This is a genomic window from Kribbella sp. NPDC050470 (assembly GCF_044458365.1).
Taxonomy (GTDB): Bacteria; Actinomycetota; Actinomycetes; order Propionibacteriales; family Kribbellaceae; genus Kribbella.
The window spans coordinates 653,752-679,939 of sequence record NZ_JBITHV010000004.1 but is presented as its reverse complement, the minus strand read 5'-3'; the positions used below and the strand labels follow the sequence as shown (position 1 = coordinate 679,939).

22 protein-coding genes are annotated in these 26,188 nt (G+C 64.4%); 9 read left to right on the top strand and 13 right to left on the bottom strand.

Annotation, left to right across the window (positions count from 1 at the left end; all coding sequences use genetic code 11):
- Positions 1 to 57: 57 nt before the first annotated feature.
- The 5 genes from ACIBGM_RS15155 to ACIBGM_RS15135 all read right to left on the bottom strand — a co-directional run bounded on the left by ACIBGM_RS15155 (position 58) and on the right by ACIBGM_RS15135 (position 3,977).
- A complete protein-coding gene (locus ACIBGM_RS15155) occupies positions 58 to 1,479 on the bottom strand; it encodes a hypothetical protein (protein WP_396385824.1) in 1,422 nt (473 codons plus the stop codon).
- Positions 1,480 to 2,026: 547 nt separating this feature from the next.
- Positions 2,027 to 2,500: a hypothetical protein gene (locus tag ACIBGM_RS15150; RefSeq protein WP_396385823.1), complete on the bottom strand. Its 474-nt coding sequence runs from the start codon at positions 2,498 to 2,500 to the stop codon at positions 2,027 to 2,029.
- A 280-nt stretch (positions 2,501 to 2,780) separates the two neighbouring features.
- Entirely contained in the window at positions 2,781 to 3,146 is a 366-nt protein-coding gene (locus ACIBGM_RS15145) for a hypothetical protein (RefSeq protein ID WP_396385822.1), read from the bottom strand.
- A gap of 103 nt (positions 3,147 to 3,249) precedes the next feature.
- On the bottom strand, positions 3,250 to 3,690 hold the full coding sequence (locus ACIBGM_RS15140) for an Imm1 family immunity protein (RefSeq protein WP_396385821.1): 441 nt from the start codon (positions 3,688 to 3,690) through the stop codon (positions 3,250 to 3,252).
- Entirely contained in the window at positions 3,687 to 3,977 is a 291-nt protein-coding gene (locus tag ACIBGM_RS15135; protein WP_396385841.1) for a DddA-like double-stranded DNA deaminase toxin, read from the bottom strand. Before ACIBGM_RS15135 ends, ACIBGM_RS15140 begins: the two co-directional genes overlap by 4 nt.
- Before the next feature lie 217 nt (positions 3,978 to 4,194).
- Between ACIBGM_RS15135 and ACIBGM_RS15130 the strand changes: the two genes are divergently transcribed.
- The gene (locus tag ACIBGM_RS15130; protein ID WP_396385820.1) at positions 4,195 to 4,575 is read left to right on the top strand and encodes a hypothetical protein; all 381 of its coding nucleotides are present in this window, start codon (positions 4,195 to 4,197) and stop codon (positions 4,573 to 4,575) included.
- On the opposite strand, the gene ACIBGM_RS15125 is transcribed toward ACIBGM_RS15130, so the two are convergent.
- Positions 4,572 to 4,832, bottom strand: a complete 261-nt coding sequence (locus tag ACIBGM_RS15125; protein WP_319043645.1) for a hypothetical protein — start codon at positions 4,830 to 4,832, stop codon at positions 4,572 to 4,574. The two genes, ACIBGM_RS15130 and ACIBGM_RS15125, sit on opposite strands and share 4 nt — an antisense overlap.
- 107 nt (positions 4,833 to 4,939) lie before the next feature.
- On the opposite strand from ACIBGM_RS15125, the gene ACIBGM_RS15120 reads away from it, so the two are divergent.
- Positions 4,940 to 5,464, top strand: a complete 525-nt coding sequence (locus ACIBGM_RS15120) for a hypothetical protein (RefSeq protein WP_396385819.1) — start codon at positions 4,940 to 4,942, stop codon at positions 5,462 to 5,464.
- Positions 5,465 to 5,497: 33 nt separating this feature from the next.
- Here the strand turns inward: ACIBGM_RS15120 and ACIBGM_RS15115 are convergent, their stop codons facing one another.
- The 3 genes from ACIBGM_RS15115 to ACIBGM_RS15105 all read right to left on the bottom strand — a co-directional run bounded on the left by ACIBGM_RS15115 (position 5,498) and on the right by ACIBGM_RS15105 (position 7,309).
- A complete protein-coding gene (locus tag ACIBGM_RS15115) occupies positions 5,498 to 6,340 on the bottom strand; it encodes a class I SAM-dependent methyltransferase (RefSeq protein ID WP_396385818.1) in 843 nt (280 codons plus the stop codon).
- 359 nt (positions 6,341 to 6,699) lie between these two features.
- Complete coding sequence (locus ACIBGM_RS15110; RefSeq protein WP_396385817.1) at positions 6,700 to 7,026, bottom strand: hypothetical protein; 327 nt, start codon at positions 7,024 to 7,026, stop codon at positions 6,700 to 6,702.
- An 82-nt stretch (positions 7,027 to 7,108) separates the two neighbouring features.
- The gene (locus ACIBGM_RS15105) at positions 7,109 to 7,309 is read right to left on the bottom strand and encodes a hypothetical protein (RefSeq protein ID WP_396385816.1); all 201 of its coding nucleotides are present in this window, start codon (positions 7,307 to 7,309) and stop codon (positions 7,109 to 7,111) included.
- 216 nt (positions 7,310 to 7,525) lie between these two features.
- Between ACIBGM_RS15105 and ACIBGM_RS15100 the strand changes: the two genes are divergently transcribed.
- From ACIBGM_RS15100 to ACIBGM_RS15080, 5 genes are all read left to right on the top strand, one after another.
- Complete coding sequence (locus ACIBGM_RS15100) at positions 7,526 to 8,845, top strand: XRE family transcriptional regulator (RefSeq protein ID WP_396385815.1); 1,320 nt, start codon at positions 7,526 to 7,528, stop codon at positions 8,843 to 8,845.
- A gap of 17 nt (positions 8,846 to 8,862) precedes the next feature.
- Entirely contained in the window at positions 8,863 to 9,729 is an 867-nt protein-coding gene (locus tag ACIBGM_RS15095; RefSeq protein ID WP_396385813.1) for a phosphotransferase family protein, read from the top strand.
- A gap of 104 nt (positions 9,730 to 9,833) precedes the next feature.
- Positions 9,834 to 10,232: an Imm1 family immunity protein gene (locus ACIBGM_RS15090; RefSeq protein ID WP_396385812.1), complete on the top strand. Its 399-nt coding sequence runs from the start codon at positions 9,834 to 9,836 to the stop codon at positions 10,230 to 10,232.
- A 182-nt stretch (positions 10,233 to 10,414) separates the two neighbouring features.
- On the top strand, positions 10,415 to 10,984 hold the full coding sequence (locus ACIBGM_RS15085) for a GNAT family N-acetyltransferase (protein WP_396385811.1): 570 nt from the start codon (positions 10,415 to 10,417) through the stop codon (positions 10,982 to 10,984).
- 189 nt (positions 10,985 to 11,173) lie between these two features.
- On the top strand, positions 11,174 to 11,947 hold the full coding sequence (locus ACIBGM_RS15080; protein ID WP_396385810.1) for a DUF5131 family protein: 774 nt from the start codon (positions 11,174 to 11,176) through the stop codon (positions 11,945 to 11,947).
- Here ACIBGM_RS15080 and ACIBGM_RS15075 read toward each other — a convergent pair whose 3' ends face one another.
- Positions 11,948 to 13,069 carry a three-Cys-motif partner protein TcmP gene (locus ACIBGM_RS15075; protein WP_396385809.1) on the bottom strand — a complete coding sequence of 374 codons (1,122 nt, stop codon included), beginning with the start codon at positions 13,067 to 13,069 and terminating at the stop codon, positions 11,948 to 11,950.
- A gap of 77 nt (positions 13,070 to 13,146) precedes the next feature.
- Between ACIBGM_RS15075 and ACIBGM_RS15070 the strand changes: the two genes are divergently transcribed.
- Together ACIBGM_RS15070 and ACIBGM_RS15065 are read left to right on the top strand one after the other, a co-directional pair.
- Positions 13,147 to 13,416 carry a hypothetical protein gene (locus ACIBGM_RS15070; RefSeq protein ID WP_396385808.1) on the top strand — a complete coding sequence of 90 codons (270 nt, stop codon included), beginning with the start codon at positions 13,147 to 13,149 and terminating at the stop codon, positions 13,414 to 13,416.
- Positions 13,417 to 13,636: 220 nt separating this feature from the next.
- Positions 13,637 to 14,947, top strand: coding sequence for a hypothetical protein (locus ACIBGM_RS15065; RefSeq protein ID WP_396385807.1), 1,311 nt, complete (start codon positions 13,637 to 13,639; stop codon positions 14,945 to 14,947).
- A 392-nt stretch (positions 14,948 to 15,339) separates the two neighbouring features.
- Here ACIBGM_RS15065 and ACIBGM_RS15060 read toward each other — a convergent pair whose 3' ends face one another.
- From ACIBGM_RS15060 to ACIBGM_RS15050, 3 genes are all read right to left on the bottom strand, one after another.
- Positions 15,340 to 20,055, bottom strand: a complete 4,716-nt coding sequence (locus tag ACIBGM_RS15060) for a DEAD/DEAH box helicase (protein WP_396385806.1) — start codon at positions 20,053 to 20,055, stop codon at positions 15,340 to 15,342.
- Positions 20,052 to 23,288, bottom strand: coding sequence for a hypothetical protein (locus ACIBGM_RS15055; protein ID WP_396385805.1), 3,237 nt, complete (start codon positions 23,286 to 23,288; stop codon positions 20,052 to 20,054). The genes ACIBGM_RS15060 and ACIBGM_RS15055 overlap by 4 nt, the downstream gene beginning before the upstream one ends.
- 758 nt (positions 23,289 to 24,046) lie before the next feature.
- Positions 24,047 to 26,185: a DEAD/DEAH box helicase gene (locus tag ACIBGM_RS15050; protein ID WP_396385804.1), complete on the bottom strand. Its 2,139-nt coding sequence runs from the start codon at positions 26,183 to 26,185 to the stop codon at positions 24,047 to 24,049.
- Between the last annotated feature and the right edge of the window lie 3 nt (positions 26,186 to 26,188).

Genomic DNA, 26,188 nt, shown 5'->3' with positions numbered 1-26,188 from the left:
TCGTCCACTGCCCCTGCAGTAGTTCAGGGACAACGAGACGTGGACGAGGAGCGGTGCTCACGCGGTGCCTGGTCCCGAGATCTCGTAGACGGCGGCCGCCTCTTCCAGTGCGCCCGATGGCAAGTCGCCGTTCTCCAGCAGCGCTCGACCAGTGGCCGTGAGCGAGCGATTGGGCTCTCGGAATGTGGTGACCCAGCCAAGCTCGTGAACAGTGGTGCTAAGCGCCAGGAACCTGCTGTCGTTGAAGACCGCGGGTACTTCCTGGGCGCAGAAGCGGAGACTGTCTCCGACCCTCCTGACCCGATATGTGTCGTCGGGGAGCTTGGCTGTGGCAACGCGCTCGTGCTGGACGACCACGAAATCCTCGATCAGCCATTCTGCAAGCTCGACGAGTGTGGGTTGCCGGAGCAATCGTTGGTTGAGAGCGTGCATGAAGCGGGCCATGCCGTTGCGTAACGCGCCACCCTCGGAGAGCATTTCCTGCTCCTGTGTGTATTCCGCGGTCCGCGCCGGAAGCCCGAACCTCTCCCGCACCAGTAGGACCAGGGCTATGAGCGCTAGGAGCGTTTGTCCGTCGTCGGCGTCGTGGTCGCGGCACGCGACGTAGAGTGCGTGCTCGTCGAGGGCCTCGTTCCGGGGCCAGATCTCGTCGCCTGACGCATCAAGCGCGACTTCGCCTTTGAGGTGGGCGACGAAGTCAGACACTGCGGTCTCCGCCTCGGCTTCCGGGAGGTTCAGTCCGAGGTCGTCATCGTTCACGCTGTCATTCAGCGATTCAGACAGAAGTTCTCGCAGTCTGATTCGCGGCAGGAGCGTGAGGCCCGCATCGGTTTCAAGTAGCCCGCGTCGCGTTATCCAGCGAAGCAGCCGGTTGAACACGTATCCGAAGTATTCGCGGCCTTGATAGACCCGCCATCGCCGGGCCACGTCGAATAGCCCGGTGCGCGGTGTGTAGCTGGAGCCGTCAAGATCTCGGAAGTAGATGAGCTGGCGGAAGTCCTCCTGATTGATCGCCTCGTTGGGTGTGCACTGGCTGAGATCGAGCAACAAGCGCAACGTCTCGCCGCGAGAAGCGATCTCAGCTGGAGTGCCTGAATGGAGGAAGAGGTCCTGCAAGAGGGGAAGGTCGTAGTTGTCGGCGACACTGAGCTGGCACAGGCACGCCCTGCGGGCAAACTCGACTAGGACATCGCGTGTGACTGGGGTGGTGAGGTCGCCGTCATCGAGCCTGGAAGCGAGTTGCGTGTCCGTCACGGCATCACGGAATGCCCCCGCCAGGGCTCGCCCGATCGGCGTTGGCGCGTCGAGGGGAAACCCGTTGGCGGGGCCTGCCACGATTAGCGCGCCGGTGAGTTCCATCGCGGATCGGTAATAGAGGCCGTATCCGCCGAGGGCTTCCTTGATGTAGTCGAACTGCGGATCGAACTCGGTGTCGTCGGCTCTTGAGCTGACCCTTCTGGTGCCAACGATGTTGGCCACCAGAGTTTTGTGTTCTGGAGCGTCGCAGACGTGGCAGGCCATGGCGAAAAGAGCTTCGCGCGGTCGGTAGAAGTCTTGGAACCCCTGACGCGTGCGCAGATGCTCCGTTGCCCAGAAGTCGTCTAAGATCCATGAGTAGAACGACCAGTAGCGTGGGTGGATCGTCAGCACGTTGATTCCGGGTGACAAGCTCGGGAGAATGCGATCCGAACTAACCGAACCGAGACCGAGGTGATCCTGCCCCGACTTTGGAGCGAACGCGCGCGCTCCCCAGACTGGGCCAGTCTCGGCCCAGCCCCAGTCTGCGCTCCTAGGCTTACGCGTCGTCATCTAGATGTCCCGATTGTCTTGCAGCATCTGAACCGGCCAATCCACTATGTCATCGTCGTCAGTGCACCTGATACCGCTCCGGTCCGTCCAGTGCTGGGGTCGTTGTGCCCCATACTGCTGGGCAGTTGGTTGCCAGACCTCCGCGATCGGGCTTCCAGACCGGCTATCGCGAATGCGACGTGAGTCGTTACGGAGCTCCTCGCGTATGAAGCGAATCTCAGCTGCGGGAGAGGACGAAGACGCTTGCCCGTTTCTCGAGGGCCACGAGCTCGAGGATGAGCCGGAACGGATCTACTTCCGTGGCGAGGTTCCGGCTCGCCGCCCAGCCACATGATCGAGCTGAGGCTGGGCAGGGCAAAGTGCTCATATGCAGGTCCTCGCGAAATGCCGTCTCTAGGCGGGATCGCCCACGCGGCCAATCCGGTGCATGCGCGACGAATTCACGGCTGTTGTAGATGGTGGTCCGGATGAATCGCTCGGCTACCAGTCGCGTCGGCTTGCCGTCCCGCGTCAGCAATAGACCGAGCTCCGGCGTCAGCGGCATGTTGATACGGGCGCAGGTCTCGACGCCGACCCCGATGCCGTGTCGAGCCCGTGCCTCGTTGTATTGCGGGTTGTGCCCCGGCGCGGTTCCAGAGAGACAGACAGTGGTGTCGCCGATGATGAGCGAACCTGGTCTGTAGCGGAGCAACCGCCATTTGAATTGTCACAGCATGGAGACGATGTGGTTCCACCGCTCCTTCGGCCTCACAGTGGCACCGTTGGGCGCGGCCCACGCGCTGAGGAGCGGAAGGAATGCGACCCGCAGGAGGTCCCATCGGCGGATCTGCGGGAGGTGGTGCGGGAGACGTGCATCGCAGAGGCGTTGATCAGGCTGGTTGGGTCGTTCAGTGTGACTCGCAAGTCGAATACCAGACGGCACTGGGGAGGCGATGCTGCTCCTGGAGCCTCCCGGTGGGACGTCGACCGAGTTAGCTCACGCCTTCAATTCGTTCAAAGATGTCGGAGTCAGTTTCTCGCTGCCAGGCCGGCAGGTCGTCCCAGTCAGCTACATAGCTGGGCTTGGGGTTGGGGATGTGGCGGTAGATCTGAGCGATCCAGCACAGCGCCACAAACCGGCCCTTCTGCTCGCGGCTGAGCCTGCTCGTGCTCCCTTCCGAGACCTTGACAAACGCTCGCACCTGTTCATACACGGCTGCGGCACTCTCCCGCTCCCAGTCAGGCGTGTCTTCCCACGGCGCGACGTACCCCGGCTTTGGCGCGCCGGGGTAGTGCTTCGTAACACCCGCAATCCATGCCTCACGGAAGATGCGGCCTTGTTCGTTCGACAACAGCATTGCTCCTTAGTGAGAGGGACGTACAGCGGCGAACGCGAGACTGCGCACGCCCAGTACTCACATTCCCAAATGGAGTCGCCGCACCTGATCTGCGATAGAACCCTCAGTTGACGCCATCGGGCCACTCGCGCCACTCGAACGACTCAGGACGCGCGCCGTCGCCTTCAATGAACTCCCGTACTGCTTGACGAACCTGCCCGATGCTGACCTCGGAATCCTGCGGCCAGGCTTCGCCATGCGTTGCGTAGACATAGAACATCTCGTCACGCTGGCTGATGGCACCGGGTACATAGGTCACGTCCTGATCGTCACCACCGGCGTAGCGAATCCCGCCCACGTCAGCCTTGGCGTTCACCGCTATACGCATCTCATGGTCGGGCAGCCCGGCCATGAGCGGACGTCCGTCCGCGTACAGCGTGGCGACGGAGTAGTCGAACGATTCGCTCAGTAGTGCATCCACTAATGCATCGGCATCGCCCGCGTTGGTGAGCACGACAGGATCGTCGTCGTGCTCGTGCCGGAAGAACGCTTCCACCCTGCTCATGGCTGCTCCTGTTCTGATGGTGGCTGGGGATAGGTCTTCTTGAATCCGTCAGGACCGAATACTGTCAACGTTGATCCTCGCGGAAGGATCAAACCAATCAATGCCCGACATCCCCACTTACCTGGGCATGGCAATTTGTTGACCATGATCGTTTCGTGCTTCAGGCCTTGGATTCGCATTCGCATGGCGAACTTTGTTTCCACGTGACGGCGTGGTGATGCTATCACCGTGCCTCGGCGGAATTCCCCGTCCCCGGAGGAAGTCCGTCGCCTTCTGGAACCACTCATCATGCTGGCCGCTGACCAACTCCTCCTCGTTGCCATCTTTATCAACCCACAGACCGCGGGTCTTCGGCTGAGTCAGCTCGGACTCTTCCCGGCGGGGTAGCTTCTGCTGCAAGCGGTGGCCCTCCTCGTCGCTGATCCGTCGCCCCGGCGATGCTTCCTCCGGGCTCGTCTCATCGCCGGCGCCTGTCATCCGGTCAGGCTTGTCCGCTCCAGGCTCATGGTCCTCGTCCTGGCGGCGTTCCGCGGGTCGCGTGCTGCCACCTGGACCGACCGGCTGGCCAGCCTTCGAGCCGCCGCTTGGCTCGGCGGTTCGGGTGCCGCTGACCATCTGCTCGACCCACTGCTTTGCCCGAGCCTCAGCCTGAGACAAGTAGTGAGCAGCTTCCTCGCAGCGTCGCGCTGCGTCGTCGAGCTGCATGGCGGCCATGCGGGCATTCGGGTTGTTGCTCTGGTTGCCGATCCATGCCGCGGCTTCGCGGCACTTCCTGGCTCGGTCATGCAGATGGCCGACCGCCCGCGGTGCCTCGTTCAGGCAGGCGAGCAGCTGTTCAGCGACCAGCTGCATCTCGGAAGGCATGCGACGGCCTCGGCCGGCTAAATCTGGTCGGCGTAGCTGCGGCAGCCGGCTTCGGCGATCTGTAGCGATTGGACGGCTTGGTCGACCGACTTGGCGGCAGCGTCGAGCATGGTCGCGATGTCCTGGTCGGCCCGTGTCGCTGTTCCGCGGATCAGCATCTGTACTTGTTGGCTGGACTGTTCGAAGCGCTGCTTGAACCCGGCCAAGCTGGCGGCACCTTGGCGTGACTGATCGGCCAGGCCGTGCAGCTGCATCTTCATCTGTTCGACTTGGGACATCGAGAGCTCCTCACTTGGTTGGACTTCAGCGGTCTGCTGGGGACGGATTGACAAGCCTCTCGGTAGCGAGGCAATGATGTTCCCGATACGGGAGGACGATCAGGCAGATGATTCGACGCAAGAACGCCTTGTTGGACACGGCTCTCGCCTGCGTGGAGCGCGGCATTCCGGTGCAGGCAGCAACCATTTCCGGTACGCCGGACGGCGACTGGATCACGGATGCCGACGTAGCCCGCGCGGCCTGGGGCGTCGACGAGCCGCCGAACTTGGCGATCACGTCGTGTCCGACCGTCGCGATCTGGCGCCTGCCGCGGATCGCTGGCGCTTATGGCAAGCGCCTCTACGAGCAGGAGCGACCTGGCATCTGGCCGCCGACGATGAAGCTGCCGAACGGCGACTGGATCACCTGCACGTTGCAGCCCGACACCGACCTCGGCCCACTGGCCACCGGTGTCGAGTACATCGAGCCCGGTACGCCCGTGGTCATCCCGCCTTCGACGACCCTGGATGACCGGCTGCGGTGGGACGGGTCGAAGTTCCCGCTGCATCCACTCCCGAGCGCAGAGGCTGTGTTGTCTAAGGTGCTCCGTGCCGAAGAGGAGTACGTCGAGCTGCACGGCCGGCCCGGCTGAGGTCTGACCAGCCGTGCAGCTGGGCGCCACGATTCAGCCCTTTTGACCTACGGCCAGGAACAGCGAGCTTGCCGCCACCAGCTCCGGCAGGCGGTCGGCCAGGCGGGAGCACTCCAGTGCCGTGTCGAGCGGGTCGTGTTCGGCAAGCTTGTCGGTGTAGGGCTGGTTCTTGAAGTGGGCGTCGATCATGACGGTCAGCCAGCCACCGGGACCAGTGAGGCCGAAGATGTTGACCGGCCGTAGCCCGGCGCTGACGAGTTCGCTGCGTAGCTCGCTCTCGCGGTGGTAGTAGCAGTGCGCCATGCGCTCGTTGTTGGCGCTGTGGCCGGTCTCCAGGATGTCGCGCACGATGCCGTGCCGTGTCAGGAGCGTGTTGGCGAGCGTCGAGCCGATCAGGTTCGCAGCCCGGTTGATAGCGACGGTTGCGAGTACGCCGCCCGGTCGCAACACTCGCAGCGCCTCACGAAGCGCCAAGCGCCGATCGCTGGCGTCAGGCAGGTGATACAGCGGCCCCGCCATCAGCACGGCATCGAATGACTCGTTAGGCCACGGCAGCCGGCGCCCGTCGCCGAGCTCGGCGGTGATGCCTGCTGCGTTGGCCTGGTCGACGTGACGCTGGACCGGATCGAGCAGCACAACGTCGTGCCCTTGGTCGCGGAGCCAGCCAGCGTGCACACCGGGACCGCCGCCGATGTCGGCGATGCGGGCCGGAGCCGACGGGAACCACTGGCCGAGGAAATCGTAGAGCCGGGCTTGCTCCAGTCGGCCTTTGACAGTCGAGTTCAACCGGGCGGCCTCGTCCCAGCGGCTCGAATAGTGTCTCTCGATCGCTGGATCGACGCGCGGCCGATCTAGCGGGATTACGGGCGTATCCACTGCGCTCCCATCGTCGAGGTGGAACAGCGGGTGGGCGTCCGCTCTGCAGGCTGTGCGCCCGCCCGCTGGTCTTGAACGGCGCGGGCCGGGTGGTCGCTCGCCCCGGGCGCGGAGGCCCAAACCACCCAGCCAGCTGTGACCGAGGCACCCGTCCGGGCCTCGGTGCCTGAGCGGCTGACTCGGAGCGGACTCGCATTCACGTCCCGTGCCAGCCGGCATCTGAGCGGGCCCTGGCCGAGCCCTCCACAGGGGAGAGGAGGACTCGGACAAGGACCGCGGTACGACGGAGTCGATGGGTGTGCAGCGATCTTCTGCACGTGAGGGGCTGAGGACGACGACTCCCCACCGACTCCGCCAGTTCATGGGGTGACCTCATGCAGCACGATGCGAGCCCCCGTGACCCGCTCGAACTGCGCACGCACCTCTGCCGGATCTCCCACCAGTGCCAGGTGGCGCAGACTCGGCAGTACAACCGCCGTGATCTCGTAGCGATTGACCGAAGCGACCAGCGCCTCGAAGGCTTGCGGGGCAGTTTCAGGGTCTTCGACGTACACCGAGCCCATGAGAAAGCCTTCGAGCTGGCCGAACTCGCCGAGTTCACGCTTGAGGTCGTCGACGTGTCGGCCGGACAAGTACAGGTCACGCCGGGCGTATCCGAGCAGCAATGGCCGGCTGTAGTCGGTCACCGGTCCTCGTCCATCCAGCGACGGAAGGCCGGGATCAAGCGCTCCCAGAGCCGGGACCACCAGCCACGTCGGTGCTGGCCGTTCACGAGTCAGCAGCACTCGGTTTCACCGCCGCGGTCGCCGGCTCGATGGTCACGCGAAGGCTCGCGAAGCGTCGCGTCATGCCCGCCTGGTACTTCATGGCCGTTGCTGGCTCGGCGGTGTAGTCCGCGATGACATGGTCACCGAACCAGACGCGGACGCGGCGTTCGGTTGGTTGCGGGACATCAGCAAGCATCGTCATTCGCCGCGTACCTCCTCGATGATGTCGCGGATCATGAAGCCGTAGAGCACTACTGCGATGAGCGTGAGGACCCATGTACTCGCTGTCATGGCGACCACCTTCCCGTTCGGGAGGGATCCCGGGAAGGGAGGTTGGGAGGGATGCGAGAGGGAGGAATTGGGGAGGAATCGTCGCCGTTAGGTGCCCGATGGTCACAGCCTGTGGCACCATCGATGAGTGACGGAGGCGAATGATCAGCTTCGCCACGCGCGCGAGCGCGTGGAGTCGCCTCACGCTCCGGGCCAGCCGGCGTCCCGCCAGGATCTCGCTGAAATGGTCAATGAGTGGATCTGGCAGCACCGTGGCCGCCGGACCGACATCGACGCCAACTACATCGGCAAGCTCGAACGGGGACTAATTCGAAGCCCTCAGGCCGACTATCGGGCGGCCCTGAGGGCTATCACTGGCGTACGCACTGATCCTGACCTGGGGTTCCGAGTGCGCCGCCACTCATCCCCACCGGTGGAGAACGTGGATCGAAAAGAGTTCCTCCGAGCAGTCATCGGCGTAGGTGCTGCCGCAGTGTCCTCGGCACCACTCTTGGAATTGTTAGCGCCTGATCAGGCAACACCGGTACCGAACATCGTCACGCAGGCCGACATCGATGGCGTCCGTACGGCGGCGCGAGTCTTCGGCTCGTGGGACAACCACTACGGCGGCGGGCTGGCACGCGAAGCGGTCATCGCCCAGCTCCGTCACTCGGCCGAGATGTTGGACTCTCGTTGCCCCGAGAACCTACGCGGCGAGCTGTTCTCATCGGTTGGCTTCCTCGGTCACGTCTGCGCCATGATGGCTTTCGACGCCTACGCCCACGACGACGCACGGCGGATGTTCCGCTTCACGCAGGCCTGCGCCGACGAAGCCGGCGACTGGAATCTGCGCGCGAAGACCCTCTCTTCAATGGCGCGCCAAGCCATCTGGTGCGGTGACCCAGATCAGGGCTTCACGCTTACTGAGATGGCGCTGGTGCGGGCCGACCGCCTGACGGCAACGGAACGAGCCATGCTGTTGGCTGCGCGAGCTCGGGCGTTGGCCAAGCTCGGCCATGTGCAGGAGACGCTGCGGACAGTTGGCCTGGCGGATGAGCAGTTTGCCCAAGCCGATCCCGCTAACGATCCCGACTGGATGCGCTACTACGACCAGGCGCAGCACCTTGGCGACACCGGGCATGCCTTGTGGGATCTCGCCGTTCGTCAGGGCGAAGCTGAACAGGAAGCAGCTGCCAGACTGGCTAGCGCCGTCGCCGGCCACACCGAGACCTACGTGCGTTCGCGCGCCATGAGCGGCATCAAGCTGGCATCGCTGACCATGACAGTCGGCGATCCCCAGGAGGCGGCTGTCATCGGCGCGCAGGCACTGAAGGACGCTCGGTCCTTGCGTTCACGTCGGGCAGCTGACGACCTGCGTGACCTGGCGCGCCGGGCGACGGTGTTCGAGCGGGTCGATGAAGTCGACGAGCTGCGCCACGACATCCGTAATGTGCTGGCCGCCTCGTGACACTGCCACCTTCAGAGGTGCTGCTCGAGCGGGCGTGCAGTCAGGTTGGCCTGTCCTCGTCGGGCGCCGAGCCAGTTCGGCTGGGCGAGAATGCCATCTACCGTCTCCCCGGCGAGGTGGTGGTGCGCATCGGACGAAGCGGGCAGGTTGACGCCGCTAGTAATGAGGTCGCTGTCGCACGATGGCTCGCGTCTGTAGAGGTGCGAGCAGTTGAGACCGTCGCCCACATTGACCAGCCGGTCGTCATCGATGGCTCGCCGGTGACCTTCTGGCGTGAGCTCCCCGAGCACCGTCATGGCACCCCGACCGAGGTCGCCGCCGTGCTCAAACGCCTGCACGCCAGTCCACTACCGAACGACGACTTCGATCTTCCACCGCTTGCCCCGTTCGTTCGCCTGGCCGAACGTATCGACGGAGCGACGACCTTGAGCGAAGACGATCGAGACTGGCTGCGTGGGCAACTCGCCCGACTCAGGGAGGCGTTCGATGACCTTCCAGCTGGCCTGCCACGGAGCGCGATCCACGGCGATGCCTGGGCTGGCAACGTCGTGGTCACAGTCAATGGCCCGGTGCTCCTGGACCTCGAACGTTTCTCGCTCGGACCACCTGAGTGGGATCTGGTCAGCACCGCGGTTCGGTTGAGCACGTTCGGCACAATGACGGCCGAGGAGTACCAAGCCTTTGCACAGGCTTACGGACATGACGTGATCAAGTGGGACGGCTTCGATGTGCTGCGCGACATCCGTGAGTTGCGCGTCACCTGTTACGCGGCCCAGCGTGCGAGCGAAGAGCCTTCACTCGGTGTGCAGGCCGATCTGCGACTCGCCAGTATTCGCGGCCTACGCGGACCGAGACCGTGGCCCGACTGGAAGCCACTGAGCTGAGGCCAAAGAACGAGATTGTGCTGGTCCGAGGAGGCGTGTGCCAAGCTGACGATCTATTGGCCAGGCGGCTATAAGGTCTACATCGGTGATGGGAGAGGACTCGCATGAACGACTTCTTGACGGCCCATTACGACGATGACGCGGGGCAGCAGCGCATCGGCAGCCAGGCCGAGCTCGACGAGCTGCTCGACCGAGTCGCAAGTCTGCCCCGGCCGACCTGGATCGAACTGGTCAGCGCGGACGAGCTCGCCACGTTGAACATTGGGCTAGGCGCGGCCTTCAGTTCCTTGACGCTCTACGATGACGTCGACGGCTCTGCAAAGTACCGCTCAGCTGGCACGCTCGACGAGCCACAGGAAGCCACCTTCGACTATGGCGGCGTGCCGACGACCATGGGCAAAGGCAGCGCAATCACCGTGAAGGAGGCGCGTGCGGCGGGCTCCGAATTCCTCGCCACTGGCAGACGTCCTGAGCTGGTGGCCTGGGAGCTGGCGGTCGACTAAGCGCCCACGTCGCGACGATCGAGCATGTGTGTTCTGTGCTGTGGCCGGTCGGGGCTTCGTCCTCTCGAACGGTCGCCACTCGCTACCAACGATAGGCTGATCGCTCGGGACAATCTGACTTCCGGTCCAACCATTTGATACCTGCCCCAAGGATGTCAGCGGCTTACGCCGAGGGAGCGACCATGACCCTGACCTTGACCCGCTTTACGGGGACCGAGACGCTCGAACTCGTCCCGAGGCTCAGGCCGCTATACGCGAACGCCTACTCGGAACCTCCGTACGAGATGTCGGACGCCGACATTGAGCAGTTCGAGATCCGGGTCACGAAGCATGCCGGCCTGGATGGTTTCGCCCTGGTCGCCGGGAAGCTCGACGGGCGACTTGTAGGATTCTCGTACGGATTTACCTTCCCGCCTGGACGATGGTGGACCGGTGTGAAGACTGACCCGCCACCTGCAGACGTTGCCTCTGGCCCTCTTTTCGCGGTGATCGAGCTCGGTGTACACACGGACTTCCGTGGCCGCGGCTTCTCCCGCCAACTCGTCGACGCCCTCCTCGCCGGCAGACCAGAGCCCTTCGCAAGTCTCATCTCCCGCCCAGGTGCACAGGCTCACGCGATGTATCAACGCTGGGGATGGAAGAAGGTCGGCACCACACAGACGTACCCGCACTGGCCCGTTGAAGACATCGATGTCCTCCCCTTGGACGACAGCAAGCTCCGCCTGACCTCCGAGGACGAGCCTCTATCATGAGCAATCCGTCTGTTCGGCATGTCCCCACCTCGTGCGTTCCGCCGTCTAGCAGACGATGCGGGACGAGGCACAGTACGACCCGGAAGCGCGATCACCACGACCTCCGACGGTCAGCCCAGGTCAACCCGGCAACTCGCCTCTAGTCTCGGGTCGAGTGACGAAGTGCTGAATGGTCCGTTCAGTATGGTGATGGCCAAGGAGGACCCGTTGAGCGATCGTTCGAGTATCGAATGGACTGAGGCGACGTGGAACCCGTCGACCGGTTGTGATCGGATTTCGGCTGGTTGCGATCACTGCTACGCCCTAACACTGGCCAAACGCCTGAAGGCGATGGGCTCCGAGAAGTATCAGAACGACGGCGATCCGAGGACCAGCGGTCCCGGGTTCGGTCTGACAGTTCATCCGGACTCGCTGGACGTGCCGCGACGGTGGCGTCAGCCGCGATTGGTCTTCGTGAACTCGATGTCGGATCTGTTCCACGCCAGAGTCCCGCTCGATTTCGTGCAGCAGGTTGTCCAGACGATGAAGGATACGCCACAGCACACGTATCAGGTGCTGACGAAACGAGCCCGTCGACTCCGATTGCTGTCAGATCGGATCGAGTGGCCCGCGAACGTGTGGGTTGGTACTTCGGTGGAGTCGGCCGATCAGCTGCATCGGGTTGATGATCTCCGGCAGGTTCGATCGGCCGTCCGCTTCTTGTCACTGGAGCCTTTGCTTGGTCCGCTTCCGGACCTGGATCTGTCCGGGATCGGCTGGGTCATCGTCGGCGGTGAGTCGGGCCCCAATGCCAGGCCGATCGGCGCTGATTGGGTACAGGACATACGCGATCAGTGCTTGGAGCAAGATGTGCCGTTTTTCTTCAAGCAGTGGGGTGGCCGCACGCCGAAGGCGGGTGGGCGGGAGCTTGACGGCCGGACCTGGGACGGGATGCCGGGGCTAGCGGCCCAGGTTGCGATCTGATCAAGGGCCCTGCAACAACCGGATGGTGCTGGTTTTGGTGATCCTGCCGGACGGCTGAACCGCCGCCTGCCCCTCCTCGCGCAGATGCGCCACGGCCGCTTTCGCGTCTTTGCTCTGCCACCTTGCTGTCTCCAGCAGCAGCCACTTGCCGAGTTCCTCGAGCGTGGTCAGCGGCTTGTCGGCGAGGTGCTGATGCACGAGCTCCAGCAGTTCCTGATCAACCACCCCTGACGAGGAGAAGAGGTCCAGTTGACCGATCGCCGGTGCGCCCTGAACGCGTGGATCTGAGAAGCGCATGCCGTCTGAGTCGTCGACTTTCCACATCGCAGCCTTCATCGCCTCGACGCCGCTCTCATGTTTGCTGCCGAACACGAGGTAGAGCGGTTGACCGGTGCCCGGCACGACCATGAATTGAAGCTGGTACGTGAACCCAGCTCGTCGCAACGCAGCCCGATACGTGTTGAGCCAGCCGCGCCAGCGCCCATCGGGGCTCTGGTCCGGATCCGACGCCCGCCAGAACTGTCGGCCTCCGAAGACATCGTCGAGCTGCCCTGGATCTTCATTCTCCCTGCGGCTGAACCAGTTGGGTCCGAAAGTGACGATCACCTCGCTGGAGGGGTTGCGGGCGATGCGGGTGATCACTGGCGACAGCGGCACGTTCACGTTGCCCCAGCTGTCGAACACCGCCAGGATCGGGTTGTTCCATGCGCGGGCCGCGGTCAAGAGTGGCAGGGTCAGCTGCGCGGCCTCGCCGTGGCGGACAACGACGGTTACCGGCAGGGATTCGAGGTCACCGAAGCGCGTCGTGAGCTCAGAGACGAGATGGTCGTAGCGTGCCTGGTCCTTCTCGATGAAGATCAACCGGACCCGGTCGCGGCTGAGGTGCATCCGGCTGAGCGAGCCGTGCGTCAGCAGCCGTTCAAGAACGAACACGGGTGAACCCACCTCGCCGCCGAGGTAACGTCCAGGTCCGGCAAAGGCGTCGAGATAGGTGACGCGTGGCCGCAGGTAACCCGTCGAGGTGGGTTGCAGCATGATGGGCCACCAGGCGTCGAGGTACCGCTTGTACAGGCGATGCTTGGCAGCGGTCGCCGGCTCGAGCTTCCAGAGCAGGTCGGTCACTTCGCACCCTCCCTTGTGCGCTAGTGAAGACCCCATTACGGTACGTCACCGCGGATCGACGTGCCCGACTTCTCGTGGTGTCGCGTGTCAAACCGGACCCCTTCGCCGAACTGAGCGACGCTCATCGCGAGAGCTTCGACGACATCTCGATCCGGTTCCAGCCGTACGTGTCTGGCACCGGTTACGGCCTGCGCGTCGTCGGCTCGCAGGTGTTCGCGTGCAGCACCATGACAGCCGCCGTCGGCTACTGCTTCGCCGCACCGATCAACGCGACCGATTTATTTTCGGGCCACCCGGCGGTCCCGCCACACCGAAGTCACCGACAGACCCTCGTAAGCGAGGTCTAAATTGGTGCGACGCTACCGCCGGCGCCGGGGGGAGCGTGAAGTCGTGGCCAATAGCCTCAGCCCGGAGGAACGGGAACCACGGAGTCCACAAGCTGCTACCGGGCGTCCGACTCACCCCAGCGAGCACCTTGAGCCCGGCGTGCTGTGATCTCAGTGGCAGCGAGCACAACATGTCGGTGCGTCGCGCTATCGTGTCGGGCATCATCTGAGGGGGACATCAATGAGCGACGTAGCAGACGTGCCTGTTTGGACCTTGTCGACGTCCGACGCGTCGAACGTGCCGGGAATTGCTAACGGCGGTGCTCTGACGCCGGAACGCTTGGCTGAGCTTCGTACGGCGCTCGCCGCCTTCTCCTCGGTCCCGTTGGTGACCTTGGAGGCCCATCCGCTGCCGAAGAAGCGCGACCGTTCGGCTGGCTTGCCTCTGGACGCCGTGAGTCCCCTCGCGCAGGAGCTCTCGCGTCTGGTAGCCGCGAGCGCCAAGACCGTTCCTGCGGTAGGGCAGGTCGCAGGTTCCGGAGAGGTGCTTTACCGGATGGTGATGCCGGCGAAGGTTGCTGCACAGGTTGGCAATGGCCTCGTCAAGCCGATGGTGTCGAAAGCCGCCGCGAACGGGGTCTATGGCACGTTGGTCGACAGCGCGACTAACGTGGCGGTCGCCAACGCAACCATGGTTCCCGTCGGACGCGCGGCCGCGGGCGCTGCCAGTACCGGTGCCGCCGGAACCGCCGTTGGTGCGATCGCCGCAGGTGGAGCCATCACTGTCGCTGCTCCGCTGGTTCTGATGGCAGTCGCCGTCGGTGTGAGCGCGTACGCCGATCATCAGCGCCAGAAGGCGATCGAGCATATTGCGGAACTCCTGGGGAAGCTCCACAACGACAAATTGGAGCACGAGCGCAACGAGCTCGACGGCTGCAGGGACGCTATCGACAAGGCGACCGCACTTCTCCTGGACCGTGGCAAGGTCGGAGCTTCGCTCGGGCTGGATTCGGCAGTTCACGCCATCAGTACTGCCACGCAGAACGCCGAGCGCCGCGTGAAGAAATGGGAAGCCGCGCTCGACGAGATCGTCGACAACCGCGCCGAGGTCGCCGACCTGGAGGCTGATTTTCCCGGGATCGGCGAGGAGGGCGGCGAGTTCCGCACGCACCTCGAGTTGGCCGCTCTTGCAATCGCGCTGAAGCGCCGCGTGGTCGTCCTTCAGGGAGTGGAGGCGGGCCAGAGCGACCCGGACAACCCCTTCGAGAACTTCGTGCGGAGCCTCAAGGCCGATCAACAGAGAATCGACGAGCTGGACGCGCGAATCAGCAGGGTGGTCCTTCGACTTTCAGCCCTTGAGTTGCGATCGCCCACGCGGCTCATCGACAAGTTCATGACGCGCGGGCAGGTCGACGGACTCCTTGAGACGTCCTATCGGCTCAGAGCTCTGGGCGACTCGATCAGCGCAACCGGTCGAGCGTCAGAGGTCATCATCGAGATCGAGAAGCACAGCGACGGGACACTCCTGGTGCTTCCAGCGCACGCGTCCTGACCGGCGCCGGCACCACCGGCACCGCGGATGCATAGGAGATGCACCGAGCGCGAGGTGAGCGTCATGCGAGCAGGTCATCGGTAGGCGTCACGGCGCCCTCAAACGGTCCTGTCGGCCGATAGCCCTTTCGGTCAAGCGCATATCGACCTGGCGTAGACCCGGCGACGGTCGGTCACACGGCTCTGATCATTCGCGCCCAACCACCCGTGCGCCGGTCCAAGGAGCGAGATCGTAACGACCCCCGAAACGAGCGACACCATGGAGGATTCGATCGTCCGCGCCAACCCTGGATCGTGCAGGACATGGTTGGCGAGATACCGGACCGACGATCTGGTGACGTCGCTACCCGCTAAAAGCCGTCCCAACTGCCGGAGGTCCGGTCCTCCGAGATTCTAGGGAGCGGAGTCGCCCGGGGTCACGCTCGCCGTTCCTGAACGGGCCGTGCTCGGTCGGAGATCAGTCGTGCCCAACATCATCTCAAGGAGTGCGAGAGCAGCACCTCGGGACAGTACGTCGTGGTCGCGCTGATTTCCGTAGCTGCGCAAGCATCCGTAGCAGGAGGTCTCCGGGCCGCACTCGCAGGAGGCGACCCGCTTCAGGGCTGCCTTCAGCACGCGCTCCAGATGTTCTTCAACGAGAAGGACGTGTCCTGCTCCACCGGGAACGGTGTCGAACAGCACGATCGACCAGGTGGATGCGCCGGTCGGAGCCAGCGATCCACCGATGTCGTCACGGGCGATCTGCAGCTCGTCGCATGCTGCCTCCAGCACGGCGTAGAGGAGCGACTTCCAATTTGCCTGAGTCTGGGACGCGGCAGGGAGCCTGATGTCGATAAAGAGCAGGTCTGTCTCATAGTTGTGGGCGAGATCGAGCCACCGCGACTGACCAGTGCATGGCTTGCCCGTCAGTAGATGGTCGTGCGCAGGTGGCTTGCGCGGGTGAAGGGCTCGGGCCGAGCCGTAGCCGCACCAGGTGCAGATCCAGAAGCCTGAGCTGCCGGGGCCGTCGGCGACGGCGACCAGTCGTCCCCGCGGACCGACCCAGACATCGCACGTTCCGTGCTTGACGCTGACCTTGCGTGCCTTGACCTCGTCGGGTTCCTTAAGGACGTAGGTCGACCCGCTCCAAGAACGACGCGGAGGCCGCGGCCCTGGACGCGCGGGGTTTCGAGCGGCGACGAAGCCGAACTCCGGGACCGTGATCGTGCGAGCCGCGTCCGCTGACGCTTCGCCGCAGTGCGGGCAAAGCGGATCGAGGTCGGCAAGTGCTTGCCAGAAGCCCAGGCATCGCTTGCAGATCCGATACTCGAACTCCTCGAGGTCACGCCCGGGCATTCGGTAGATACCCCTCGCCGTCCACAGCATGCCGCCGGCAACGAGGGTCGCGTCTGGTGCGTACTCGTGGATGGCCTGGGACAGGTCGCGGGACAAGTCGAGCTTTGCGCCGGCTTGGTTCCCGGAGTATGCCGTGCGCAGCTCGACCGAGTCGACCGGAAACCCGTACTTGGGCAGCACGTTACGCGTCGCGAGGAAGCCGAGCAGGTCCCGGGTCTGCAGGGTGCGGCCGACCATCCTGTATCGCTCGGCGAGCTTGTAGTTCTTCGCGGCCGCCGCCTCAAGCTGGAGCGCTTCAAGGGCCGCCACGTCGCCGGAGAGTTCCGTCCGCACGCTCTCGAGGAGAGCGAGTAACACCGGCACCCAGTCGTTGGTCGCGAGTCCCAGCTCCCCAGCCACCGGCTTCGGGACAACGCGTGCGAGAGCGTCCGCGATCTCGGATGGAACGGGATCGAGGAAGGCCTTTAGCAGAGAAACCGGCGGATCTTCGCTGCTGTCGCCGGGAAGAAAGAACTGCCCAGCGGTCCGCGCGATGTGCTGGTGCTCTTCCAGATACCAGCGGAAGAATGCCGCCATCACAACCGAGTGTGCATGGCGGCGGTCGACTCGGGCATTTTCGAGCGGGACGTAGGGGGCGCGGACCGCGCCGGACATCATCACCTCGGGTTCGGCGAATCTACTGAGGTCGTGGGATCTGCGACTCGCGTATGTGACCACGAGGGCAGCAGCCCCTGAGCGACGGCCGGCGCGGCCAGCGCGCTGGACATAGTTCGCCGTCGTCGGCGGCATGTTCCGCAGAAGTACTGCCTGAAGCTCACCAACGTCGACACCGAGCTCGAACGTCGTCGAGCATGACAGGGTGTTCACCTCGCCACGGATGAACTGATGCTGGACGTGCGCTGCCTCGACGTTGGTCCACTGAGCCGTGTGCTCCTGAGCCTTCAGGGGGACGGCGAGCATGGATCGATACAGGGCACGATAGTGGTTTCGCTCGGCATTCACGGGTGGAGGCACGAACTCCTCGAGTTGGCCTTCGCAGCCCAGAGCCGGGCAGACGCCGCGCACGGAGAAGGCCGTAACGCGGCGGCAGACCGTGCAGTGGTGGACCGGTCGATTGTCGGTTGCCCACAGCAAGCGCAGGAGCTCGTGGTCGATCTGGTAGACGACTCCCAGTCCCTGTTGTGTGCTCGCCCTGAGCCAGTCGACGGGAGTCGCTGGTGCGGTGAGGAAGCTCCAGATTCCTTTGAGGAGAGCGGATGGATCGTCGTCACGTCCCAGGGCCAATAGGACTCGGCGGACGTAGTCGATGCGGCGGTTTGTTCCCGCGCCGGGAAGCCAGGACAGCACCTTACGGATCGCCTGTGGTCCTGACTCGCGGGCGTAGATCGGCCCGAGGCGCGGCGTGAAGATCTCGTCTTTTGCGTCGACGTCGGCCGGCATTGTGACGGCACCCTGCTGCCGCAGAGTGCGAACGAGCTCCTGTAGGAATGCCCACGCATCATCCTCGCTCAGCCCGAGCGCCACGAGTGGCGCGGGTGCTGCCCAGGAGGGATCGCGGTCCATCACGATGGACAGCAGCCCGAGGCCTTCTAACGACTGGCGGTCGTCCGTGGCCACGACCTCTGCCATGACCCAGGGGCCGACTGCACGCCCCTGCTGCTGTGCCGTCATGCGGCGGGGGAAGGTCTTGACCTGCTCGGCTGCCTTGCGGGTCGAGAAGACGAGGTCTTCGATCATCACCGCGTCATTGGCTGCACCAGCGTCGACGAGGCCCTGGCTGATGAGCCGGCGTCGTTTGAGCCGTTCATAGGAGTCTTCGAGGTAAGGCGCAAAGTATGCGGCTGCCTGGCGGCTGTCGCTGAATGCTAAGAGCTTGCGGCCCTCGCCCGGCAGTTGCTGTTCCGCGATCTGCGGGCTGGGTGGAACGCTTTGGTACAGCGAGGTTGCAATGACCGCACCGCTCGCATCAGCACCGGTCTCGAAGACGCGGACGGTCGCCGGGCCGCGGGCGCCACACACGAGGCAGCCGGCGATCTCTTCGCCGCGCTGCTTCAGCTTTCGGACTCCCCGGAGGTGTGTCGAGTCGCAGGCAGGGCAAGAGTTGGCTGAGGAACTCGCAATGGCTCCACACGACGTGCACAGCTTCGCGTCGTCGGCACTAACCTCGGCGCCGTCGTCGGCGGCTGCCTGCTCATCCTCGTCGACCTGCGCGTTGTGGTCGGTCAGCACGAGCCACTGGTTGGACTTGGTTGCCGCGCGTGGAAGGAGCTTCGTGACTCCGCCGGATGACACCACTTTCCCGACGACATGCACGGCACCACAGCGTGTGCAGGAGCCGATCTCGAACATCGGTGCCTCGCACTCGGGGCACGAGGCATGGCGGGCGAGCTGCACGTGCGGGCCAGAGTCCGAGAGGCAGGCGAACGCGCCCTCGGTCGCGCGAAGGAATAGGTGGTAGCGGGCCGAGATCGGGGTAGACCCATCCCCGCAGTGAATGGAACTGCCGAGATCGATGAGTGCCGCGAGGCCGGCCCGAGCTTCTTCCTGGCCAGTGAACACGATCGCGGCCACTCTGTCGAAGGGCGCTGGCCTGGCGCTTAGCGTCTTGCGTACCTCGACGAGGGCTGCCTCGTGCAGCAGGGCCTCGTAGGCGGTGCCTGCGGAGAAGCCGGCCTCTTCCGCCTTCGCAAGCACAGCCTGTTCGCGATCCACTGCGCTCGCCACTTCGACATACTCAGCTGCGGTCAGCGGACCCCAGTGTGGGCCGGGCGGGGTGTCGACACGCTCTGCGGTGACGAGGTCCTGTCGGCTCGTGTCTGCGTCGACCCACTCGAATGGCTGTCCGAACAGGTTGGATGCGAATCTCATGACCGCTGCCGGGTCAGCATCGGCACCGACCGTTGCCGAGGTGGCGATGCACTGGATCGGGCGATCGGGAGCGACGCGATCGCGAACTCGACGAAGCAGCATGGCGATCTCTGCGCCCTGTGTGCCGTCGTAGGCGTGCGCCTCGTCGACCACGATGAACCGCCAGGTTTTCTGGCCCTTAGGGAAGAGCGCCATGTCCTGGGGGCGGAGCAACAGGTACTCCAACATGGCGTAGTTGGTCAGAAGGAGCTGCGGTGGTGTTGCTCGCATCTCCTCGCGACTCAGCAGCTCGTTCGGGAGTATGGGCTCGCCGATGTTGAGCTGTGAGAACATGTCGCGCGCCGTCGCGGGGTCGTTCTCGGTGTCGCCTGTGTAGCGGCCGAAGGTGACATCCGGATACCCGGCCAGCAGCTGTCGAAGTCGTTTCAGCTGGTCATTGGCCAGCGCGTTCATGGGGTAGAGGAGGAGCGCGCGCACCCCTGGGCCGAGCGTTCCTGCTTCTTTCTCGTGCACCAAGCTGTCGAGGATCGGGAGGAGGAACGACTCGGTCTTGCCGGAGCCTGTGCCGGTCGCAACCACGACGTTTCGACCGGCCGCGACCTTGCGCATGGCCTGTTCCTGGTGCACGTACAGCGGGCGGTCGGGGGGCAGCGCGGCGCTGCTCAGCGCGCCGAACGAAGGCGATAGGAGCCCATCTTCGATGAGCTCGTGAACCGTTGACCCTGGCGCATACGGAGGCGTGGCTTCGAGGTACGGGCCCTTGTCGAGCAGCGGCGTCGTCTCAATGGCTTCGCGGAGGGCGGCGTCGAGCTTGGAGTCCCGTACGGCGAGCAGCGATTGGAGGTAGCGTCGGTACGTCGCCTTGATATCGGTACTGGTCCGGACGGCGTCGATGTTGCCGATCACGAAGACTGCTCCTTTGTCCTGGCTGCGGCTGCGGCTACGAGCAACTCGGCCAACACGAGATCGATGGTCACCAGCTGAGGCACGACGGTGGCCAGGTCCACCCAGCCGCGCCGCAGATATTCCATGTGCTTCACAGCCAGGTCGTTACCTCGCGCTGCGTATCGGGCGGCGATAGCCAGGCCGATGGAGATAGCGGGAATGGCGCGCCAGCCGTCGTTTCGCGCCGGGTGTTTGCGCGCTTGGAAGGACGCGTAGACCTCGGGGGCAGCGATCTGGGCCAGGAGCTTCTCCGTAACCGCGAGCACACTGCGCGCATTGCGGAGCAGCCAGTCGAGTCGCCTGTCGTTGCGCCGTGAGATGAGCTCCATGGCTGCGATTACACGAGTGTCACTGCCGAGAAGACCCTGGGGAACGAGTCCCATCATGGCGACGAATGCATCGCGTTGCGCGGGATTGTGGGCGTAGATGTCTGCGCCATCATCGAACCTGCCCGATTTGGCGTACAGGTCGGAGCCTTCCAATACCGTGGTGACGACGTCGCCACAGACCTCGATCGCGGCATCGACCTCTTCGGGCGACCACTCCGCATCAGCGGCAGACAGAAGGACAGCGGCAAGTGCGCCACGAGGGGTCCATGTCGGAGGCGTGTCGTCGTGCGCAGCTGCCAGGTTCGCCCATGCGAGCCCTGACCGGATCACCAGCGCTGGAATCTCTTCAGTAGGCACCGATGACTGTGCCATCGCCATAAGCGCTGGCCTTGGCTGACGGAACATGGCGGCCTCGACGGTATCGCGCACATGAATCTCGCGGTCGCCCAGACCAAGTCCCGGGAGGGTGGCCCGAATCGTCCAGAGCCGAGTGAAGTCAGTGATGTGCTCGGGCAGACCACGGACGCCCGCCAGGAACGCCGACACAGCAGACTCCTCGGCGTCGTCGCTGAGGAGCCACCCTTGCGCATTGACGAATCGAGACTGTCCCAGTTCAGGCCAGTCGGGAACCGGCTCGGGGGCCCAAGGGTCGTCAACGCGTGCCGTGACTAGGAGCGGTCCTGCCTCCTGTAGGTCGTCCGGAAGGAGTGCGGCGCCGTTTTCGATCGGGACCACCGCGGCCGTTCGCCATGGTGCGCGGGACGCATAGATCAAGGCAACCAGCCCACTGACGTCAGCGCAGTCGTCGAACTCCAGGCGCGGGCCGGCCATGCTGACGGCGGAGAACAGTCGCTTGGGGCGAATCGAGGCGATCGGCAGTTGACCCTCCGCGCCAAGGCTCAGAGCGAGCTGCTTGTGCGCGTTGAGGGTGTCGACGATCTGCGCCAGGTTGAAGCGATAGACGCCCTGTCGGCCGGCGTCCGGTTCAAGGGTCTGAAGGGACTGCGATCCGGTGAACACCGACAGAGCCGGCTGTGCGTTGGCCCCGACATCGAGGATCAGTGTGCCGGCGTCAGCGACGACGTCCTCAGTGTAGAGAGTCAGCGCACGCACCGACGGCCGTGTGGTCGTTTCAGTCGACTGATAGGCGATAGTCATGTGGGGCGGCGACACCGCGAGCGTCGTGCTCTGACTGCCCGCGCTCACCGTAATAAATCGGTCTCGTTGGCGAGGACTCAGCGAAACCGATCTATGGTCAACGTCCATCCCGGCAGGAGTGCTAACGGTGACGGTGGCGGGGACGAGTCCGTCAGGACTCAGCCTGCGCCATGACGGCGAACTCCGCACCTGGAGTCCCTCGGCAATGGACACCATGCGCGATGCGCCGCGTCCCCACGGTCCACGAGCGCGGATCGTGAAGGAGCCGAGGATCGGGCGCTGCTGCTCAGTCCACAGACTGGTCGTTGGCTGGCCAGACTTGAACGTCGTACGACGAATGAGCGATCCCTTGCTGTCGAGGATCGACACCTCCCAGTTGGCATCCGCGCCAAGCCCCTGCGGTAGCACAATCTCAGGGAGCTCGGTAAAGACAGGCGCTCCGCTCAATGTGCGTACGCCGACCAGGGGCTGGCCCACCTCGATGTGGGCAGCGCTAAAGGTGCGGATCGTATGCGCCTTCCCATCCGTCCCGAAACGCACCGAGCGGACATCCGCCAGGTCGACGAGCGTGAGAGACCACTGCGACCAACCGGGAGGAAGTGCGGTCTCGGTGACCACCCTCGGCTCGCCCTCGAACACCAGGCCACTGGAATCGCCCGGCACGAGAAGCCACACAAGGCTGCCCGGCAGAGCAAGGCCCGACGGAAGACACACGCCGTCCTCGCCGAACGCAAGGAAGGGATCGTTGTCATCGACCACCGATACGTTCGCCGTCAGGTGCTCGCGGCCTTCGAGCGCAGCCGAAGCAACACGGATCGGGCGCGGGATTGGTACAGATGTCGCGGGAGCGGGTTCAGACGACCCCGGCCACAGGGCCTGCGTGCCAACGCGTTGTGGGTCGCCATCGAGCGTGACCACCCAGGTAGCGCGCCCGTCGGGTGCGTCGCCGACCGGCGGAAGCTGGAGCAGTGGGCCGCGACCGTACGGGTCCAGGACGAGGTGCGGATAGAGCTTCCCCCCGCGGGTGCCGCGGGTTCGGACCTGCTCAAGCCTGCCGGCCTGATGCAGCTCCAACGCCTTGAGGCGGAATCGGTCAGGCAGTGGGATCTCGCTGCCGTCGCCGCCGGCACCGACGATGTCGAGCAACTCGAAGATCCGGTCGGTTACATCGATCGCGAACTCGCCACCGAACCGCAAGAACCGGTTGACCGGCATGTCCACGTCGTAGAGACGGCCGGCCGCGGCACGGTTAGCGGCCCACGCGACGAACGACTCAGCATCGAGCGCAGGGTGCCTCCCACGTTGCGCGGTCACAATGCGGTAGAAGTCGTCCAGACACTTCGTCGGCACGCCGCAGTGGAGAAGGATCCGGCCGAGGTATTTCGTCCCGGCATCGGCGTCAGCGTTCGCAAACGTGGGCAAGCCCAACGTTGCGAGGTTGTCGAGGAAGGCCTGACCCCACTCCTGCTGGAAAGCAGGCGAGTTGCTGATTTGGAGCAACCCGGCCAGTTCGGGCCAGAAACCGTGCCCGTCGTACTTCCCGATTGCGGCATTCGTCGTCGACAGCACATGGACAGCCGGATACAAGCGGAGGGCGAGCGAGCGGCGATACCCGTCGTAGCGGAACTTGCGGTAGTTCGTGCCAAGTACGCCGAGCATCTGCGCCGCATGATCTGGGTTCACCTGATACTCGGCCGCCAAGGACACGGCGGCGAGGCGCTTCGACCATGCTTCTCGCGTACCTGAAGCGCCTCGGTCGGCGTTAACACGCGCTGCTGCTCATGCTCCGATATCGACCCCACTGCCCCCACCCCCAAAATCCGTGTCTCCAACACTGGCAGACCCCTCCGACACTCATGCGCAGAGTGCCTGCTGAGTCGCAGTCGGGGTTCAGATCGGAGTCTGCGCGCTGGCAAATGTTCTGCCAGGCGAGGAAGTGGCGGACCGCTTGCTCAACCCCACCGAGCCAGCCACCGCGTCGCCCGCCCCGGCGCACTCTCCCGGTCGGCACTATCACACCCGTGTTCATCAAGTTCAGGTGTATGGCTAGGACAACAGTGAGGCCTCGGCCCCGAGGGCGGGTGCGCGAGCGTGCAGTGGCGGGGACCTCGCGGAGAGCCCCGGCGCCGCGTAGAGCCGTCCGGTTCAGCCATCGGGCATTGAACGTCCGCTCGACATAATGAAGCGAACAGTCAGGTCTGGCTCGGTAGAGCGCATGACCTAACGCACGCTCGCGCCGACCTAGCGCCTGACCAGAAGGCGGCGGTCCAGCAGCCGACTTCATCTAACCCCCTCACCCTGCTGAACGACCTATCGTCCAGAAGTCACCTGTCGTTACAGGTGACGAGCCGAGAGTTGCGCCGGTGGGGTCCCTGCCTGCTGTCGCCCCTTATCCTCGGTGGCAGCTGATTCCTGGGGCGAACGCTCATCGTCGACGCGTTGGCTCGGGGTGGGAAGTCACGGCTTCAGCTCGTCCTGCCGGTCGCATCAATGACGGGTCGGCGTCCGACGGCGGCCGCACTCTTCCAGTCGGCGCCGCGGGCAGCCAAGGTCTGCAGGGCAAGGTCCGGTGGCAGAAGCTCGGAGAACTTGAGCTTCTTCAGCGCCTGCTGGCTCACCTCCGGTGCTACTGCGGACAGATCATCACCGAAGCGGCGGCGAGCCTCGCGGAGCGCGGCCCTCAGGGAAACGGCTGTCGCCTCGGGCTTGAGGGAGATGTTGAGGTTACTGAAAACGGACTCGTCCAGCAGATCTGGTGCGATCCGGCCGAGGGCGGCAGTCAGCACTGCGTTGGCCTGGCCCCCCGCGAAAGTCCACCAGCGCACTCTCGTTCCGTCCTTGGCGATCACGGTGGCCTCATCGCTGACCCACGACTCGAAGTTCCCGCGCACGCGCTCTAACCGCTCGACAGCGCGCCGGCTCAGCTCTACCCCTGCGGGTTGGTCCCCGAGCAGCAGGCGCCGGATCGCATCGGAGAGATCGTAGGAGTACGGCCGCGGATCGCCACTCCACTTGGACCTCCCGAGCTGGTCACTCAACTCGACGTATGCACGGCGTCGTTTCCAGTCGACGTGGGTCACCTGCCACGGCCGTCCAGCGAGGGCGATGACTCGAGGACCGTCCGTTTGCGATGTCAGCACCACTGGGTCGACGCTGCCGATCTCAGTCCGTCCATGTATGACTGTGATCTCGGGTGCGGCAGTGAAGATTGCGAGCAACTCCATGAAGTTCCGCGGCCCGTAGCGCCTGTCAGCCGTCGGCCCGACGAAGGCAAGCCCCGAGTCGACGTCCAGATGCCCGGTATCGAGCAGCCACTGCTCGATTCGAGCGAGCTCATCGACGGTCGCCAGACCGAGCCTCGCCATCCATTCCGACTCGCTCGCAAGGTCGATCTGGCTTTTCTGCAGTGCCGACCCGACGAGTTGCTGCGCCGCTACGTGCCTCGGCTCGGGCGGTGCTACTACTGACTCGACGAAACCTTCACCGAGGAGCAGTAACAATGCGGCAGATCGCACGAGCTCCGCATCGTCCAAGGCCAGGAACGTCATATTCCGAATGGTTCCGGGGCGGCGTCCGGTTCGTCCGAGTCGTTGCAACAGAGATGAGACAGTGTTCGGAGCTCCGAGTTGGATGACGCGATCGAGGTCTCCGACGTCGATCCCGAGCTCAAGTGTGGACGTCGACACGATGACGCAGTCCCGCCCCTCAGCGAAGGCAGCCTCGGCTCTGCGCCGCTCGTCGAGTGACAGGGAAGAGTGGGAGACGAACGTCTCGACAGCATGCCCGCGAAGCTGAACCGCCAGATCCTCCACCGTACGGCGTGAGTCAGCGAACGCGAGGCGCTTCTCGCCTAGGTACAGCAGGGATAGGACCTTAGCCGCATTGCCTATGTTCCCAACGAAGTCGAGCGCGAACTGTGGTAAGACAGCACTCTCGGCTGGCGGTGCCACGATCGCGGTCGGCTTGGATCCACGATCGGATCCCTGAAGCCACCCGAGCAGTTCAGCAGCGTTGCCTACGGTCGCGGAGAGGCCGATTCTCTGGAGCGACCGACCCGCCAGAGCCTCCAGCCGCTCCAGTACTGCGAGCAGGTGCCACCCACGATCATCTCCGGCGAGTGCATGGACCTCGTCCACGACGACCGCGCGTAGGTCCGCGAACATCCGACGTGCGTCCACCGCCCGCGAGACCAGCATCGCCTCGATTGACTCCGGCGTCGTGAGGAGGATCGAGGGACGCTCGTCGACCTGCTGTCGACGTATGCCTGATGAAGTATCGCCATGCCTCGTGCTGGCTGCACGGCCGAGCCACCCGGCGTACGTTTCCAGACGTGGCTGAAGGTTGTTGAGCAGTGCCTTGAGGGGGCAGACGTACAAGACCGACACCCCTTCCCACTGCTCTCTTTCCATCCGGGTGAGCAACGGGAACAGCGCGGCTTCGGTCTTGCCGCCGGCCGTAGGGGCGAGCAGTATGGCGTCTGCCCCGTTGAGCACAGGTTCGATAGACTCACTCTGCAGAGACCGTAATGCTGGCCAGCCTAGAGTGTTGACGATGTGGTGCTGAAGGACCGGGTGAAGCCGATCGAATGGCTGTCCTGCGGCCACCTT

What these genes read in the sequence shown, in the direction of transcription:
- ACIBGM_RS15145 (WP_396385822.1), bottom strand. Translation starts at nt 3,146, where the DNA reads ATGCTGTTGTCGAACGAACAAGGCCGCATCTTCCGTGAGGCATGGATT.
- ACIBGM_RS15140 (WP_396385821.1), bottom strand. Translation starts at nt 3,690, where the DNA reads ATGAGCAGGGTGGAAGCGTTCTTCCGGCACGAGCACGACGACGATCCT.
- ACIBGM_RS15135 (WP_396385841.1), bottom strand. Translation starts at nt 3,977, where the DNA reads ATGAGTGGTTCCAGAAGGCGACGGACTTCCTCCGGGGACGGGGAATTC.
- ACIBGM_RS15130 (WP_396385820.1), top strand. Translation starts at nt 4,195, where the DNA reads ATGGTCCTCGTCCTGGCGGCGTTCCGCGGGTCGCGTGCTGCCACCTGG.
- ACIBGM_RS15125 (WP_319043645.1), bottom strand. Translation starts at nt 4,832, where the DNA reads ATGTCCCAAGTCGAACAGATGAAGATGCAGCTGCACGGCCTGGCCGAT.
- ACIBGM_RS15120 (WP_396385819.1), top strand. Translation starts at nt 4,940, where the DNA reads ATGATTCGACGCAAGAACGCCTTGTTGGACACGGCTCTCGCCTGCGTG.
- ACIBGM_RS15105 (WP_396385816.1), bottom strand. Translation starts at nt 7,309, where the DNA reads ATGACGATGCTTGCTGATGTCCCGCAACCAACCGAACGCCGCGTCCGC.
- ACIBGM_RS15090 (WP_396385812.1), top strand. Translation starts at nt 9,834, where the DNA reads ATGAACGACTTCTTGACGGCCCATTACGACGATGACGCGGGGCAGCAG.
- ACIBGM_RS15085 (WP_396385811.1), top strand. Translation starts at nt 10,415, where the DNA reads ATGACCCTGACCTTGACCCGCTTTACGGGGACCGAGACGCTCGAACTC.
- ACIBGM_RS15080 (WP_396385810.1), top strand. Translation starts at nt 11,174, where the DNA reads ATGGCCAAGGAGGACCCGTTGAGCGATCGTTCGAGTATCGAATGGACT.
- ACIBGM_RS15065 (WP_396385807.1), top strand. Translation starts at nt 13,637, where the DNA reads ATGAGCGACGTAGCAGACGTGCCTGTTTGGACCTTGTCGACGTCCGAC.